The sequence below is a fragment of the Streptomyces sp. NPDC002817 genome (genome assembly GCF_053592055.1).
Genome location: NZ_JBSFUY010000006.1, coordinates 367,849 through 383,567 on the forward strand (window position 1 = coordinate 367,849; position 15,719 = coordinate 383,567).

At 72.3% G+C, this 15,719-nt stretch carries 13 protein-coding genes; 7 read left to right on the forward strand and 6 right to left on the reverse strand.

Annotation, left to right across the window (positions count from 1 at the left end; genetic code table 11):
* Positions 1–54 precede the first annotated feature (54 nt).
* A complete protein-coding gene (locus ACWD3I_RS15135) occupies positions 55–462 on the reverse strand; it encodes a DUF5997 family protein (protein ID WP_365410893.1) in 408 nt (135 codons plus the stop codon).
* 58 nt (positions 463–520) lie between these two features.
* On the opposite strand from ACWD3I_RS15135, the gene ACWD3I_RS15140 reads away from it, so the two are divergent.
* The gene (locus tag ACWD3I_RS15140) at positions 521–1,279 is read left to right on the forward strand and encodes a LysR substrate-binding domain-containing protein (protein WP_365410890.1); all 759 of its coding nucleotides are present in this window, start codon (positions 521–523) and stop codon (positions 1,277–1,279) included.
* 3 nt (positions 1,280–1,282) lie between these two features.
* Here ACWD3I_RS15140 and ACWD3I_RS15145 read toward each other — a convergent pair whose 3' ends face one another.
* Positions 1,283–4,096 (reverse strand): beta-L-arabinofuranosidase domain-containing protein, encoded by a 2,814-nt coding sequence (locus tag ACWD3I_RS15145; protein WP_365410888.1) that lies wholly within the window; start codon positions 4,094–4,096, stop codon positions 1,283–1,285.
* A gap of 210 nt (positions 4,097–4,306) precedes the next feature.
* On the opposite strand from ACWD3I_RS15145, the gene ACWD3I_RS15150 reads away from it, so the two are divergent.
* Together ACWD3I_RS15150 and ACWD3I_RS15155 are read left to right on the forward strand one after the other, a co-directional pair.
* Positions 4,307–6,925 (forward strand): ATP-binding protein, encoded by a 2,619-nt coding sequence (locus tag ACWD3I_RS15150; protein ID WP_365410885.1) that lies wholly within the window; start codon positions 4,307–4,309, stop codon positions 6,923–6,925.
* Between the two features lie 109 nt (positions 6,926–7,034).
* Positions 7,035–8,450: an FAD-binding oxidoreductase gene (locus ACWD3I_RS15155; protein ID WP_365410881.1), complete on the forward strand. Its 1,416-nt coding sequence runs from the start codon at positions 7,035–7,037 to the stop codon at positions 8,448–8,450.
* A gap of 4 nt (positions 8,451–8,454) precedes the next feature.
* Here ACWD3I_RS15155 and ACWD3I_RS15160 read toward each other — a convergent pair whose 3' ends face one another.
* On the reverse strand, positions 8,455–8,907 hold the full coding sequence (locus ACWD3I_RS15160; protein ID WP_365410899.1) for a carboxyl transferase domain-containing protein: 453 nt from the start codon (positions 8,905–8,907) through the stop codon (positions 8,455–8,457).
* Here ACWD3I_RS15160 and ACWD3I_RS15165 point away from each other — a divergent pair.
* Positions 8,866–9,246, forward strand: coding sequence for a hypothetical protein (locus ACWD3I_RS15165; RefSeq protein ID WP_365410905.1), 381 nt, complete (start codon positions 8,866–8,868; stop codon positions 9,244–9,246). The two genes, ACWD3I_RS15160 and ACWD3I_RS15165, sit on opposite strands and share 42 nt — an antisense overlap.
* A gap of 7 nt (positions 9,247–9,253) precedes the next feature.
* Here the strand turns inward: ACWD3I_RS15165 and ACWD3I_RS15170 are convergent, their stop codons facing one another.
* Positions 9,254–9,949 carry an HAD family hydrolase gene (locus ACWD3I_RS15170; RefSeq protein WP_365410878.1) on the reverse strand — a complete coding sequence of 232 codons (696 nt, stop codon included), beginning with the start codon at positions 9,947–9,949 and terminating at the stop codon, positions 9,254–9,256.
* Between the two features lie 13 nt (positions 9,950–9,962).
* Positions 9,963–10,439, reverse strand: a complete 477-nt coding sequence (locus tag ACWD3I_RS15175) for an Lrp/AsnC family transcriptional regulator (RefSeq protein ID WP_365410875.1) — start codon at positions 10,437–10,439, stop codon at positions 9,963–9,965.
* Between the two features lie 211 nt (positions 10,440–10,650).
* Here ACWD3I_RS15175 and ACWD3I_RS15180 point away from each other — a divergent pair, with 211 nt between their 5' ends.
* The 3 genes from ACWD3I_RS15180 to ACWD3I_RS15190 all read left to right on the forward strand — a co-directional run bounded on the left by ACWD3I_RS15180 (position 10,651) and on the right by ACWD3I_RS15190 (position 14,631).
* Positions 10,651–12,144 (forward strand): FUSC family protein, encoded by a 1,494-nt coding sequence (locus tag ACWD3I_RS15180; protein ID WP_365410872.1) that lies wholly within the window; start codon positions 10,651–10,653, stop codon positions 12,142–12,144.
* A gap of 153 nt (positions 12,145–12,297) precedes the next feature.
* Positions 12,298–13,503, forward strand: coding sequence for a nitric oxide synthase oxygenase (locus tag ACWD3I_RS15185; protein ID WP_365410869.1), 1,206 nt, complete (start codon positions 12,298–12,300; stop codon positions 13,501–13,503).
* 102 nt (positions 13,504–13,605) lie between these two features.
* A complete protein-coding gene (locus tag ACWD3I_RS15190; protein WP_365410866.1) occupies positions 13,606–14,631 on the forward strand; it encodes a lactonase family protein in 1,026 nt (341 codons plus the stop codon).
* Positions 14,632–14,720: 89 nt separating this feature from the next.
* On the opposite strand, the gene ACWD3I_RS15195 is transcribed toward ACWD3I_RS15190, so the two are convergent.
* Positions 14,721–15,641: a sirohydrochlorin chelatase gene (locus ACWD3I_RS15195; RefSeq protein WP_365410863.1), complete on the reverse strand. Its 921-nt coding sequence runs from the start codon at positions 15,639–15,641 to the stop codon at positions 14,721–14,723.
* Between the last annotated feature and the right edge of the window lie 78 nt (positions 15,642–15,719).

Consider the following 15,719-nt stretch of genomic DNA (forward strand, 5'->3'; position numbering starts at 1 on the left):
CACTCACCGGACGCGCGAATCCATCCGAGCGGCGGAGCGCGGGGCCGTCTGGGGTCAGTCGCGGGTGTCGCGCTCGGCCTTCTCCGCCTCCTCGGCGTGCTTCTTCTTGATCCGGACCGTCTCGGTGCGGACCTCGGCCTGGGTGGCGCGCTCCTTGGCCAGCCACTCGGGCTGCTCCTGCTTCAGCGCCTCGATCTGCTCGGTGGTGAGCGGCTCGGTGACGCCGCCGCGCGCCAGGCCCGCGATGGACACGCCGAGCTTGGCCGCGACCACCGGACGGGGGTGCGGGCCGTCGGCGCGGAGATCCTGGAGCCACTGGGGCGGATCGGCCTGGAGCTCGGTGAGCTGTGCCCGCGAGACGACACCCTCACGGAACTCGGCGGGGGTGGCCTCGAGGTACACACCCAGCTTCTTCGCCGCGGTCGCGGGCTTCATCGTCTGGGTGCTCTGGTGCTGCGTCATGGTGTCAAGGGTATCGACTGGGTGAACGTCCGCCGACCACGGCCGGTAACCTGGCCAGGTGACAGGCTCGGAAGAACCCCCGCAGTTCCGGCTCGCCTACGTCCCGGGCGTGACCCCCTCGAAGTGGGTGCGGATCTGGAACGAGCGGCTGCCCGACATCCCGCTGACCCTCCTCCAGCTCTCCGTCGCCGAGGCGCGCGACGCGCTGCGGGACGGGGCCGCGGACGCCGGTCTCGTACGGCTGCCGGTCGACCGTACGGTGTTCAGCGCCATCCCGCTCTACGACGAGACCACGGTCGTCGTCGTCCCGAAGGACCACGTCGTCGCCGCGGTCGACGAGGTCACCACCGAGGACCTGGCCGACGAGATCGTGCTGCACCCCCTGGACGACGTCCTGGAGTGGTCGCGGCTGCCGGGACAGCCCGCCTTCGAGCGTCCCGCGACCACGGAGGACGCCGTCGAACTGGTCGCGGCCGGCATCGGCGTCCTCGTCGTCCCCCAGTCGCTCGCCCGGCTCCACCACCGCAAGGACCTCACCTACCGGCCGGTCACGGACGCCCCCGTGTCCTCCATCGCGCTGTCGTGGCCCGAGGACGCGACCACGGACATGGTCGAGGACTTCATCGGCATCGTCCGCGGGCGCACGGTGAACAGCACCCGCGGCCGCCCGGCCGCTCAGGACAAGGACAAGGACAAGGCGAAGGCCGAGCCGAAGAAGCAGCCCAAGCGCCCCGACGCGGCCGGCGGGCGACGCAAGCCGCCCGCCGCCAAGAAGACCCAGGGCGCCAGGCGCGGCAAGCCCCGACGCCGCTCGTAGGACTCAGGACACGTAGGTCGCCTGCCCCGCCGTGTTGATCACCACCTGGCCGTTGGCCTGGGAGAGCAGCCCCGCGGACACCCAGGTGTTCACGGTGCTCGTCACCTTGGTCACGAGCGCGCTCTTGCTCGCGAACGGCGCCCCCGCCCAGATCTCGTCGAGCAGCGTGGTGCCGTCGGACTTCGCGGGGTTGGCGATCCCGGAGTCGAGGGTGCCGAAGACGACCTTGGGCTCCGAGCGCCGGAAGTAGGCGTGCGTCGGATTCTCCGTCCCCTCCAGGAAGGGCGCGAACTCCGTGCCGTTCAGGGTGTAGTGGAGGGGCTTGCCGCTCACCGGGGCGAGGGTGGGCAGCAGGTCGCCGGACAGGGCCGCGTCGGCGTACAGCCCGAAGGGCAGGTAGCTGGTGGCCGAGTTGCGGGCGACCAGGTTGACCGGCCCGTAGAAGAGGGTCTGCAAGGTCGGGTCGTCCAGGGCCTTTTCGACGCGCAGCCGGAACGGGACGGTGATCCGGACGACGTCACCCGCCTTCCAGGTCCGGGACACCGTGAAGTAGCTCCCGGCGGCCGGAGTCCCGCTCGCAGCACTGCCGTTGACGGTCACCTGGAATCCGGCCGTGGCCCACGACGGCACGCGCAACTTCAGGGCGAAGGCCGCGCTGCCGCCGCCGAAGGTGAGCGTGGTGCCCTGTTCGCGCGGGTAGTCGGTGGCCTGAGTGACCGTCACCCCCTTCTCGGCCCACGTCAGTTGGGAGGGGCTGTAGAGGTTCACGTAGAGCGTGCCGCCGTCGGCGGCCTTGAAGTACACCGAGTCCTGGTACTTGGTGGCGCTCTCCATACCGGTGCCCTCGCAGCAGGTCGTTCCCTGCTTGGGCGTGTAGTCCCGCACATGACCGGGTGTCAGGCCGATGAAGTACGTGACGAGCGGCTTCTCCGCGTCGGCCTTGTCCTGCTTGGAGCCGAGCACCTGGTTGAGCAGCGCCCGCTCGTAGTAGTCCATGTACTTCGGGGTCTGCTCGTGGAAGAACAGCGTCCGGCTGAGCTTGAGCAGGTTGTACGCACAGCACGTCTCGGCGTCGGTGTCGCTGATCGTGCCCGCGATCAGCCCGGAGGCCTTCCAGAACTCGCCGGTGCTGGTGCCGCCGATGCCGTACATGCGGTTCGGTACGACCATGCCCCAGAAGTTCCGTGCGGCGGTCAGGTACCGCGTCTCGCCCGTCGCGTCGTACAGCCGCAGCAGGCCGGTGAAGATCGGTATGTGCTGGTTGGCGTGCAGCCCGTTGAGGGTGTCGGTGTTCGCGGCGCAGGCGTCGATGAGCGAGTCGAGGTCGAACAGCTTGGCCAGCGCGAGGTGTTCGGCCTTCCCTGAGTAGGAATGAAGGTCGACGATCGCCTCGACGATGCCGCCGAACTCGCCGCTGGAGAACAGCCCCCACATGCGCTGGAGGGTCGCCTCGGGCAGGACGGACAGCCGGGAGTACATCCAGTCGCCCATGCCGGACGCGAGATCGAGGGCGCGCGCGTCGTCCGTGGCGGCGTACGCGTCCAGCAGACCCTGCAGGATCTTGTGCGCGGTGTAGTAGGGCGCCCACACCTTCGTGTAGTCGCTGGCGGTCCTGGTCTCCAGGTCGATGAACTGCGTCTCCGGGTACGCCGCCAGGAACCCGGGGTGGCTCGGCCCGCCCCAGGTACGGCGCAGGGTGGCCGTCAGGCCACGGCCGGAGGCGTCGCCGAAGGTACCGCCGCTCGTGGTCTGGAACCAGTACGAGGCGAGGTTGCCGAGTCCCGCTGTGGAGAGCTTGGCCTCGTTGGTCTGGAGCGAGGTGATCTCGGCCTGGGTCAGTGCGCGTGACCAGATGTTGAACTCGTCGTAGGCGCCCGCGTACACGGGATCGCCCGAGTAGTTCGAGCGACCGAGCCAGTTGTTGGTCAGCGTGCCGAGCGTCGCCGGGTTGAGGGTCATCGCGGTGTTCGTGGCGACGGCCGTGCCGTTGACGTACAGCGTGCCGGTGCTGCCGGAGATCGTGACCGCCAGATGGCTCCACTGGTTCAGCGGCAGCGCGGCCGTGCCGTTGAGTGCCTGCTCGCCGCCCGCGCCGGTGGTGGTGATGGCGAACCGGGGCACACCGCTGCCGTTGCGGGTGGCCAGGTACATGTACCGGGTGGTGTTGTTGCCGAAGTCGAAGGCGCGCTGCCAGTTGGCGTCGTGGGTGGGCTTGAGCCACACCGACAGGGTGATCGCGGAGGCGCCGCCGAGGACCGCGGCGGGCAGGTCGACGTACTGGTAGGAGCCGCGCACGTTCTCGTGTGCGGCGCCCCACTTCCCGGTGACGGCGAGCATCTTCGGGTCGGTGCGCAGGGCGGCGCGGGCCTGGGTCAGCGCGGTGATCATGGTCGCGATCCTGTCCGCGAACACCTGCTCGCCGGTGCTCGCGTACGCCTGCGCCAGCATGGTCAGGAAGTGGCCGGTGTAGTGCCCGCGCAGATTGCCGTTGGCCTCGCCGTCCAGGCCCTCCCAGCCGCCGGGTGCGACCGCGCCGCCGGTGGAGAGGCCCGCGTTGGCGCGGAAGACCTGGAGGAGCCGGTTCACGTCGTAGCCGCGCGCGTGGTCGAGCATCAACTGCCGCTTGTCGGCGAAGACACCGGGTCTGAGGGCCACCTCGTCGAGCGCGAAGGGCTGCACGGTCCAGGCGGCGGGCGCGGCTGCGGTGGCGGACGTGGCCGCGGTGGCCCGGCCGCTCGCCGCGTACGAGATCGCGGGTGCGACCGCGGCAAGGGCGGCGGCCTGGAGGAGGTTTCGTCTGGAGAGGGGCGGTGCCATGTGTGCTCCTCTATCGGTGTTCTATATTTCGAACGCCATTCGAATGGTCGACCAGACGATAGAGAGGGGGCGGGTGAGCGTCAACGGGTCTGGAGCGATCAGTTCCGGCCGCTCGGTCGAGAAGTCACCGCTCGCCGGTCACCAGGTCGTGGCGGGCGGAAGGCGCGGGGGCGGGGTCCCGTCCGGTGCCGCGGTGGCAGAATCTGGCGCGTGGATCGGTGGCTCCTCGAACGCGAGCCCGAACTGACGCGACTGGCCGCGGCCGCACGAGAGGCCGCGGACGGCGCCGGTTCGGTGGCGCTCGTCTTCGGCGAGGCGGGAATCGGCAAGTCGAGTCTGGTGAAGGCGATGCCGGAGCGGCTTCCCGAGCGGGCACGCGTCCTGGTCGGACAGTGCGACGACCTCGCCACCCGGCGTCCCCTCGGCCCGTTCCGCGACCTCGTCGGCAGTGTCGGCGCCGAGCTGGCACGGGCCGTCATGGAGGGCGGTGACCGGCACCGCGTGTACGAGGCACTGCACGGCGAACTCGCCGGCACCCCGCATCCGGCGGTCCTCGTCGTCGAGGACGTCCACTGGGCCGACGAGGCCTCGCTGGACGCCCTGCGCTTCCTGGTCCGGCGCATGGAACAGCTGCCCGCCCTCCTCGTCCTCACCTACCGCGACGACGAGTTGAGCCGCGACCACCCCCTGCGCCACCTCCTCGGCCAGGTCTCCCGCACGTCCCGGGTGCACCGGCTGCCCCTCGCCCGGCTGTCCCTGGACGCGGTCCGCACACTGAGCGCCTCCCGGCGCCTCGACGCCGCCCAGGTGTACGAGGTGACCTCGGGCAACCCGTTCTTCGTCGCCGAGATCATGGCCGCCGGCGGCACCGGGGGAGTGCCCCCGACCGTCGTCGACGCCGTCCTCGCCCGGCTGCGCGGACTGGACGCGGCCGCGCTGGACGCGCTGGAACAGCTCGCCGTCGTCCCCTCGGCCGTCGAACGCCCGCTGGTGGACGCGCTGCTGGCCGACGGTGTGGCCGTACTGGCGGAGGCCGAGCAGCGCGGACTGCTCGCCGTTGCACCGGAGCGCGTGGCGTTCCGTCACGAGCTGATCCGGCGCGCCGTCGCCGACTCCCTGCCCGCCGCCCGACGTATCGAACTCAACCGCAACGTCCTCGCGGCACTCGTCGCCCGGCCCGGATCCGACGCCGCCCGCATCGTCCACCACGCCGACCACGCCGGCGACCAGGACGCCATCGCCCGCTACGGCCCCGACGCGGCCAAGGACGCAGCCGGCGCCGGCGCCCACCGCGAGGCCGCCGCCCAACTCCGCCTCGTCCTGCGCCAACGCCACCGCTACGCCCCGGCCGAACTCGCCGACCTGCTGGAACGCTATGCCGTGGAGAGCTACACCATCGCCGACTCGGCCGCCGCCGTCACCGCCCAGCGTGAGGCCGTCGCCCTGCGCCGCGCCCTCGGCGACACCCTCGCCCTCGGCGCCGACCTGCGCTGGCTGTCCCGCATCCACTGGTGGGCCGGGGACGCCGACCAGGCCCAGGAGGCCGCCAGGGAGGCCGTCGCCGTGCTGGAACACGCCGGCGACGACCGCCTCCTCGCCCTCGCCGTCAGCAACACCGCCCAGCTGCGCATGCTGTCCGACCGCTACACCGAGGCCGTCGAACACGGTGAACGCGCCATCGCCCTGGCCCGCAAGGCGGGCGACGCGGCGATCCTCTCCCACGCCCTCAACAACGTCGGCTGCGCCCGCTGGCGCGGTGGCGACCCCGCCGGGCGGTGGCAGCTGGAGGAGAGCCTCGACGTCGCGCTCGCCGCAGGCGAGGTCGAACACGCCTGCCGGTCCTACGCCAACCTCATCTGGACCCTCCTCGACAACCTCCGCTACGACGAGGCCGACACGTTCCTGGTCCCGGCGATGGACCTCGCCGACCGCGCCGAACACCTCGGCTTCCTCAACTACCTCCACGTCGGACTGGCCATACGGCGGCTCGCGGCCGCCGACTGGGACGACGCCGAGAAGCACGCCGAGTACGGCATGCACGACTTCGTGCCCGCCCGCTGCCCCGCGCTCACCGTGCTCGCCCGGGTCCGCACTCGCTGCGGCCGGACCGGCGCCGCCGAACTCCTCACCGAGGCCTGGGAGATCGCCGTACGGACCAAGGAACTGCAACGCACCGGGCCGGTGGCGGCGGCCGTCGCGGAGGCGGCATGGCTGCGCGGCGACCTCGCCGCGGTCGTCGCGGCAGCGGGACCCGTCCACGCCCAGGCCGACCTTCTGCCCGGCGTCCCCTACCGCGCCGAGCTCGGCTACTGGCTCACCAAGGCGGGGCACCCCGTGTCACTGGACGACTCGGACCATCCGTACGCGCTCCAGGCCCGCGGCCAGTGGCGGACGGCCGCCACCCGCTGGCAGGAGGCGGGCTGCCCCTACGAACACGCCGTCGCCCTTGCCGAGAGCCCCGACCCCGCCGACAAGCTCACCGCGCTCGCCGCCCTGGACGCCCTGGGCGCCGAGCCCCGGGCCCGTATGCTCCGGACCGAACTGCGGCACCTCGGCGTCCGCCACATCCCGCGCGGCCCCCTGGCCGAGACCCGCGAGAACCCCGCGGGCCTGACCCGGCGCCAGCTCCAGGTCATGCGGTTGCTCACGGAAGGCCTGACCAACGCCGAGATCGCGGCCCGGCTCGTCCTGTCCGTGCGCACGGTCGACAACCACGTACGCGCCGTCCTCGACAAACTCGACGCGCCCTCCCGACGGCACGCCGCCGACCGCGCGGCGCGACTCGGGCTGCTCCCGGAACGTGAAGCTTCGCTTCCCGGCGAAACGTAGGTACTCGCAGGCCCCGAGCTGGGTGACGGCCACGGATGTCCGCTGTGATGCGACGCGAGTAGAATATACGAATTGACCGGATTCACCCGATTCCTGAACGGGGGACCGCATGACCACCACGATCGCTCAGGCGGCACGCAGGGAACTGAACGGATTCACCGGAGAGTTGATCGGCCCCGACGACACCGGCTACGAAGAGGCCCGGACCGTCTACAACGCCATGATCGACCGGCGTCCCGCGCTCATCGCCCGCTGCGCCGACGCGGACGCCGTCGCCGGCGTCATCGCTTTCGCCCGCGCACACGACCTGCCCCTCGCCGTCCGGGGCGGCGGCCACCACGGCGCCGGTCTCGGCACCGTCGACGACGGGGTGGTCCTCGACCTGTCACCTCTGAAGGAGGTCCAGGTCGACCCCGAAGCCCACACCGTGCGGGTCGGCGGCGGCTGCGTCTGGGGCGAGGTCGACCGCGCCACCAACGCGCACGGTCTCGCCACCCCCAGCGGCATCATCTCCACCACCGGCGTCGGCGGCATCACCACCGGCGGCGGACTCGGCCATCTCACCCGCAAGTGCGGGCTGACCATCGACAACCTGCTGGAGGCCGACGTCGTCCTCGCCGACGGCCGCAAAGTACAGGCCAGCGGCTTCGAGAACAGCGACCTGTTCTGGGCGATCCGCGGCGGCGGAGGCAACTTCGGTGTCGTGACGTCCTTCCTGTTCCGGCTCCACGAGATCAGCACCGTCGTCGCCGGCCCGACCTTCTGGGCCGTCGAGGACAGCGCCGAAGTCCTCTCCGCCTACCGGGACTTCCTGCCGAACGCGCCCCGCGAGCTCAACGGCTTCTTCCTGCACGGCACCGTGCCGCCGGCCCCGCCGTTCCCCGAGGAGATCCAGCTCCGCAAGACCGCGGGTGTGGTGTGGTGCTACGCCGGCGCCGACCCCGAGGCGGCCGCCCGCGAGATGGCCCCGCTCCTCGACGCCCTGCCCCAGCCGCTGCTGCACGCCCCCATGCCCATGCAGCACCCCGACATCCAGTCCGCGTTCGACGGGCTCTACCCGCCCGGCCACCAGTGGTACTGGCGCGCCGACTTCGTCGAGGACATCCCGGACGAAGCCGTCGAACTCCACGCCAAGTTCGGCGCCGAGGTCCCCACCATGCAGTCGACCATGCACCTCTACCCGATCGACGGCGCCGCCCACGACGTGGGCCAGGACGACACCCCCTGGGCCTACCGCCACGCCCGCTGGGCGTCGGTCTACGCCGGCGTCGACCCAGACCCGGCCAACGCCGAGCTGATCAAGCGGTGGACGGTCGACTACTTCGACGCGCTGCACCCGTACTCGGCGGGCGGCGCCTACGTGAACATGATGATGGACGAGGGCCAGGAACGCGTCCGGGCCAGCTACCGCGGGAACTACGACCGGCTGGCCCGCATCAAGGCCGACCGCGACCCGGACAACGTCTTCCGCCTCAACCAGAACATCCAGCCGGCGCCGAAGCCCTCGCACGAGGCGCGGCCGTAGCGGCTCACCAGGTATCCACGAACGGGCGGTGCCCCGGCTGCGGGACGGGGCACCCCTGAAGTACCGCAAGGATCCAGTCCCGCGACCCGGCCGGGTCGATCACCGCGTCGATCTCCAGCGCAGCCGCCGTGTTGACTGCCTTCCCGCGCTCGTACAACTCGGCGACCCGCGCCGCGAAGGCACGCGTCCGCTCGGCCGGGTCCGCGATCGCCGCCAACTCCTTGCGGTAGCCCAGCCGGACGGCACCCTCCAGCCCCATGCCGCCGAACTCCCCGCTGGGCCAGGCGGCGGTGGCCAGGGGAGCACGGGTCGAGCCGCCCGTCATCGCCATCGCTCCGGGTCCGTACGCCTTGCGCAGCACCAGACTCACCGACGGCACCCGCAGATTCGCACCGGTCACGAAGAGCCGCGCGAAGTGCCGTACGGTCGCGGTCCGTTCGGCGTCCTCGCCGCCCAGGACGTACCGGGCGTCGACACGGACGACATCCGTGCCGTCGCCGAGGCGTCCGTCGGCGCCTTCATCGCGGCCTGTGCGCAACACCTGCCGCTGCTGGACCTGCTGGACCTGCTGGACCTGCTGGACCAGCAGGTCCGTACCGACGCGGACATGGGCGCGCTGTGGGAGGAGATCGGGGAACGGCCCGTCCACCGCCACGCCCGTTGCATCAGCCGCCTGGTCGAGCAGGGGCGGGCCGCTCCGGTCGCCGAGCGGCCGGACCGGTACGACGACGCGGTCCGCGAAGTCACCGCCCTCTGTCTGCACCTGCTCGGAGCACCGGGAGGCACCGCGCCATGACGCCGGATCAGGAGGACGGGGCCGAGCGCACCAGCCAGTCGTACGCGGACCGCGCCGTGAACTCCGTCTGACCGCCACGCAGCAGCAGACTCGCGGTGGTGAACTCCGGGGCGTCGGCCTGCGCGGCGACGTACGGGATCGCGATGCAGCGCATCCCGGCCGCGTGTGCGGCGGCGGCACCCGGGGCCGCGTCTTCCAGGACCACGCAGTGCGCGGGGTCCGCGCCGAGGCGGCGGGCCGCCTCCAGGAAGACGTCCGGGGCGGGCTTGCCGCGCTCGACCTCGTCGGCGGAGACGACGGTACGCAGATGGGCGTCGAGGCCGGTGCCCTGGAGGATCGCGTCGATGGCCTGCGGTGACGAGCCCGAGGCCACGGCCATCGGTACGCCCTCGGAGGCCAGCAGTTCCACGAACTTGCGCATCTCGGGGTAGGCGGGAGTGTTCGCGCGGGCCAGCTCCAGATAGCGGCGGTTCTTGGCGGCGAAGAGCTCCTCGACGGAGGCGTCCAGGTCGTACTCCCGCTTCCAGAGCCCGACCGTCTCCAGGGTGCTGATCCCGACGTACCGCTCGTGCTCGGCCCAGGTGAAGTCCGGTACGCCGTGCTCGGCGAGGATCTGGCGGCCCGCCTCGTAATAGTTCGGTTCGCTGTCCACGAGCGTTCCGTCGAGATCGAAGATGACCGAGAGGATGCCGAGATTGCTCATGGTGTTCAGGATGTCAGGTACGGACGGAGCGGCCGATCGACTCCACCAGCGGCAGCAGCCGGTGCGGCACCCGCTCGCGCAGCGCCACCTCCGTACGGGTGCGGACCACGCCCGGCAGGCTGATCACCTTCTGGATCACGTCCTCGAGATGCGCGTTGTCCCGCGCCACGACCCGTGTCAGCAGATCTCCGCCGCCCGCGATCGAGAAGGCCTCCACGATCTCCGGTACGGAGGCCAGTGCGTCGCCCACGTCGTCGAGCCGGCCCTGGGTGACCTCGATGTGCACGAAGGCCAGCACCGGGTGGCCGAGGGCCGCGGGGGAGAGGACCGGACCCGTGCCGGTGATCACACCGTCGCGCTCCAGACGGTCGAGGCGGGCCTGGAGCGTGCCGCGGGCGACGCCGAGGACACGGGCGTACTCGCGCACGCTCGTACGGGGCTGTTCCAGGAGCAGCCGCAGGATACGGGTGTCGAGCTCGTCCACGGCCATGGTGCGCGGCCTCTCCTCGTCCGTGGTCCGTTGGCCCGCTGATGGATGGGAAAGGACCGTTGCTGCTGTACCAATGGCCCAGCATATTCGACGCCACTTGAGCCAGTCGTGGCGGCGATGCTGCAATGAGCCTGTCGATGGCGCTGCGGACCCCGCGGCGCCTTTTTCATGCCGGGATTCAGGCCGGGATTTCAGTAGGGGGCGGACAGCAGTGCTGAAGAGGGTGTTCATGGCCCCGGACCCGGGGCGCGTACGGCTGCGCTTCGCCGCGCGGGCCGTGCTCGGCATCGGGCTCGCGGTCGTCGTCTGCGGCCTCGCCGGACACTCCCTGGTCGGCGCGGTCACCGGCGGGCTCGCCGCGCTGCTCGCCCTGTTCACCGTCACCGACGCCACGGTCCGCGGGCAGGCGGTGACCACCGCGCTGCTGCCCGTCGTCGGACTCCCCGTGCTGGCCGCCGCGGCCGGGCTGCACGACCAGCCCGTCGCCCGTGACCTCACCTTCCTCGCCGTGATCGGCGCGGGCGTGTACGCGCGCCGCTGGGGCCCGCGAGGGCACAGCCTCGGCGTGTTCGCGTTCATGACCTTCTTCGTGGCGCAGTTCCTGCGAGCGACCCCGGACCGGCTGCCCGAGCTGTACACGGCCGTCCTGCTGTCCGTGCTGATCGCCGCCGTGGTGCGCTTCGGCGCGTGGTGCTACGAGCGCCGACTGCCTCCGGCCCCCGTGCCCGCCCCGCCCGCCGGCACCGGCCTCGCCCGCGTGACCACCCGCCAGGCGGTCCAGGCGACCGCCGGCTCGGCCTTCGCGCTCGTCGTGGGCCAGCTGGTGTCCCCGGAGCGCTGGTACTGGGCCGTCGGCGCGACCTGGTGGGTCTTCGTCAACACCACCTCGCGCGGGGAGACCCTCGTACGCGGCTTCCGGCGGGTCCTCGGCACGGTGATCGGCATCGGCCTCGGCCTGCTCGTCGCCGTTCCGGTGGCGGGGTCGGCGGTGCCCTCGGCCGTGCTTCTCGCCGTGTGTGTCTTCGGGATCTTCTACACGGCCGCGGTCTCGTACACGTGGATGATGCTCTGCGTCACCGTCCTCGCCGAGCTGCTCTACGGCCTCCTGGGCCTGCTCAGCCCCGCTCTGCTAGCCCTGCGCCTGGTGGAGACCGGCATCGGGGCGCTCGGCGCGATGCTCGCCGTGCTGTTCGTGCTGCCGGTCAGCACCCACACCACCACCGACGCCTGGATCCAGCGCGCCCTGCGCTGCGTCCACGCCTGCACCGCCGAGGCCGCCGCCCGCCTGCGCGACGTGGCGGGCGCCGACCCGGCCCCGCGCGTGGCCGAACTGGAGCAACTGCTCGGCCGTGTACGGCTCTCCGTCGCACCGCTGGTGCACTCGCTCAACCCGATGCTCGGCCGCAAGCGGCGCGCCCGCCGGGTGCTCGCCCTGCTCGACGACTGCGCCCGTGAGGTCCGCGGTCTGGTCGCCGTCGCCGCCGACCCGGAGGCCTCGCACGACGCCCGCCTGGCCGCCGCCTGCTGGCGGGTGGAGGCCGCGGTGGAGGCACTCACCGGTGGAAGGCGCGAGGAGGTGGCGCGGGTGGACGTTCCGCCCGCCGCGGAGCCCGCGCTGGCCCACCTCCACGGTCTGGAACGGGCCCTGGCCGAACTGGCGACGCCGCTGCGGACACCGTCCGGGTCGCCCTTGGTAGGGGCCTGACCCCCTCCCCGTGGGCAACCGGAAGAACCGCTTTTACGCGCCGTCTACAGGGTGGATCAGGCCACGCGGCGGGTAACTCCGCGGCTATCGAGGCACGGAACCCCCGCGGGCCGTGCGGGAGCGGTCCGCGGACGAGCCGCCTGGGGGTGTGCCATGCGGAACTTCCCACGCAGCAACGGACACCGGACGCCGGTGCCGGACCGGTTCGCCGTCCTGCGGCGCGATCCACCGTCGTACGAACTCCTCCGCGCCGCAGCGGAGTTCCTCACCCTGCACCACTCCGAGGAACGGCTCGGCGACCCCGCCCACCGGATCGCCGCCGTCCACACCGAGATCGCGGGGACGGGCACGTACCGCCACACCACGGAGGAACTCGTCTTCGGCGCCCGGGTGGCCTGGCGCAACGCGAACCGGTGCATAGGGCGTCTGTACTGGCGTTCCCTGCGCGTGCGCGACCTGCGGGAGGTCCGTGACGCGCACGACGTGGCGGAGGCGTCCGCCGGCCATCTGCGGGAGGCGACCCGGGACGGCCGTATCCGCGCGCTGATCTCGGTCTTCGCACCGGACGGACCGCGCCGCCCCGGACCGCGCATCTGGAACGAGCAGCTCGTCCGCTACGCCGGCTACACCCGCCCCGACGGCCGTGTCACCGGCGACCCGCGCAACACGGGCCTCACCGGGCTCGCCCTGCGCCTGGGCTGGCCCGGCGGTCCGGGCACCCCCTTCGACGTGCTGCCCCTGGTGGTCCAGGGCGGCGGCGACGAGGGTCCCGCCTGCCACGACCTGCCGGCCGACGCCGTGCTCCAGGTGGAACTGACGCACCCGGAGTACACCTGGTGGCGCGCGCTGGGTCTGCGCTGGCACGCGGTGCCCGCACTCGCCAACATGTGCCTGGAGATCGGCGGGATCTGCTACCCGGCGGCGCCCTTCAACGGCTGGTACATGGGCACCGAGATCGGCGCCCGCAACCTCGCCGACACCGACCGCTACGACCTCCTGCCCCGCATCGCCGCACACCTCGGCCTCGACACCCGTTCCGACCGCACCCTGTGGAAGGACCGCGCCCTCGTCGAGCTCAACCGCGCGGTACTGCACTCCTTCGACCGCGCGGGCGTGACCGTCACCGACCACCACACCGAGTCCCGCCGCTTCATCGACCACCTCGACCGCGAGGAACGCACGGGGCGCCGCGTGGGAGCAGACTGGTCCTGGATCGTGCCCCCGCTCTCGGGCTGCACCACACCCGTCTTCCACCGCACCTACGAGACGGTGGAACACCGGCCGGCGTACGTCCACCACCCCGAGTCCCTGGCCCGCGCCCGCGGCGAGAGCGTCACCGCTTCCGTCACGGGTCCGTGAATGTCGCGGAAAGTCGACGAGATCGCCCCCCATTTGGTCTAGACCGTTGCTGATCCACTGCTACGGTCGCCCCGAACGGCACAGGACCGAGAGGGGACAGCGGTGGCAGAACGGCAGCGGAGGGCCTTCATCGGGTCGTTCACGGCGGCCGGGGGCCCCGGCATCGTGACGGCGGCAGTGGACCCGGACAGCGGCGCCCTGACGCCCCTGAGCAGCGTGGACCGCGTACCCGACCCCTCGTATCTGGCCCTGGCGCCCGACGGGGGCACGCTCTACGCGGTCAGCGAGACCGCCGACGGCGCGGTGGCCGCGTACCGCGTCACCGGCGACAAGCTCGAGCCGGCCGGCGCGCGGGTGCGGGTCGGCGGCGACGGGCCCACCCACCTGGGCCTGTACGACGGGCACGTGCTGACCGCCAACTACGGCTCCGGCAGCGTCACGGCCGTGCCCGTCCGCCCCGACGGCACCCTCGCCTCCGCCGCCTCCGGCGTGCTGCGGCACACCGGCTCGGGCCCGCACGCCCGCCGCCAGCAGAGCCCGCACGCCCACCATGTCCAGGCCGACCCCAGCGGGCGGTGGGCCGTCACCATCGACCTCGGCACGGACTCGGCGAGGGTCTGCACGCTGACCGGCGGCAACCCCGTCCTCCATCGCGAGGTCGCCCTGCGCCCCGGCTCCGGACCCCGCCACCTGGCCTTCCACCCGGACGGCACATACGCCTACGTGCTCAACGAACTCGCCCCGACCGTCACCGTCTGCCGCTGGAACGCCGCCGAGGGCCTCCTGGAGCCCCTCACAGAGGCCCAGGTGCTGCCGGGCGCCCCGGCGGGCGACGCCTACCCGTCGGGCATCGTCGTCGCACCCGACGGCCGCTTCGTATGGACCGCCACCCGCGGCGAGGACGTCCTGTCCACGTTCGCCGTCGAGGGAGAGCGACTGCGGCTCATCGGGACCGTGCCCTGCGGAGGCCACTGGCCCCGGGCGCTCGCCGAGTCCGACGGCTTCCTCTACGTCGCGAACGAGCGCTCCGGCGACGTGACCTGGTTCGCGGTCGACCCGGCCACGGGACTGCCGAGCCGGAGCGGGTCCACCGAACTGCCCGCGGCGTCCTGCGTGGTCCTCGGCTGAGCCCCACCGGACCTCTCGACAACGCCGAAGGGCCCGCTCCCGCGCCGGGAGGGGCCCTTCGGCATTTCTTACGGTGGTGAGGCGCGACGTCAGCGCGTCGGCGCGCCCTGCGGCTGCTGCGGCGCGATGCCCAGCGCCGTCGTGTACTTGGCCAGGGCCAGCTTGCCGATCGCCGGGTAGGGGCCGAGCGCCTCGGCGGCGGCACAGCCCGCTTCCTTGGCCGCCTCCTCGATCAGACCCGGGTCGATCTCCGGCCCTATCAGGTACGGCGCCAGCGCCAGGTTCTGCGAGCCGGAGCCGCGCAGCTGGTCGGCCACCGAGGCGATCGAGCCCTCCTGGTCGAGCGCGGCGGCCATCACCGGCACGGCGAGGCGCGCGGCGAGCAGCATGCCGGTGATCCCGGCCGCCTGTACCGCCTCGTCACCGCCCACGGAGGCCAGGATGATGCCGTCCGCGGCGGTCGCCACGGTGAACAGCCGGGCCCGGTCGGCGCGGGCCAGACCGGCCTCCGACAGACGCACGTGCAGCGCCTCGGCGAGCAGCGGGTGCGGGCCGAGCACATCGGTCAGGTCGGCCGCGACACGGCTGTCCATGACGGCCTGGCGGACGACCCGCAGCAGCGCGCTGTCCGGACCGGCCAGCAGCGGCACGACGACGGCGACGGGGCCCTCGGGCTCCTTGACCTCCACACCGGCGGCCCTGGCCTGCTCGAAGCGTGCGGCGCGCTCCTGGGCGGTGTGCGTGAGTACCGACTGGAGTGTGGGGAACTCCGCGTCGTCCCCGTCGAGGTACCCGATCCGCGCGTCCAGGCCGGGGAGCTCGGAGCGGGCGATGCTCACGACCTCTTCGGCGAGGCTGCGCGTGGCGGCGCTGGGCGTTCCCGGCACCGCGAGAACAAGCGCGGGCGCGCCCTCGGGAGCCGCCAGAGGCTCGGGACGGCGGTGCCGTCCGGGCTGGCGGGGGCGCGGCATTCGTACTGGCAGGCCGGCGGGCCCAGTGGGGGAGCTCATGGCGCCGCATGTTACTGGCTTACTGGGCTTCCCTGTTCGGGGAGGGTGCAGGTGAGCGGTATCCGTCCGGTTTTGTCT

Bases quoted from the DNA above. Each gene is read 5' to 3' on its own strand.
- ACWD3I_RS15170 (WP_365410878.1), bottom strand. From the start codon at position 9,949: ATGAGCAATCTCGGCATCCTCTCGGTCATCTTCGATCTCGACGGAACG.
- ACWD3I_RS15145 (WP_365410888.1), bottom strand. From the start codon at position 4,096: ATGGCACCGCCCCTCTCCAGACGAAACCTCCTCCAGGCCGCCGCCCTT.
- ACWD3I_RS15185 (WP_365410869.1), top strand. From the start codon at position 12,298: ATGCGGAACTTCCCACGCAGCAACGGACACCGGACGCCGGTGCCGGAC.
- ACWD3I_RS15195 (WP_365410863.1), bottom strand. From the start codon at position 15,641: ATGAGCTCCCCCACTGGGCCCGCCGGCCTGCCAGTACGAATGCCGCGC.
- ACWD3I_RS15175 (WP_365410875.1), bottom strand. From the start codon at position 10,439: ATGGCCGTGGACGAGCTCGACACCCGTATCCTGCGGCTGCTCCTGGAA.
- ACWD3I_RS15135 (WP_365410893.1), bottom strand. From the start codon at position 462: ATGACGCAGCACCAGAGCACCCAGACGATGAAGCCCGCGACCGCGGCG.
- ACWD3I_RS15155 (WP_365410881.1), top strand. From the start codon at position 7,035: ATGACCACCACGATCGCTCAGGCGGCACGCAGGGAACTGAACGGATTC.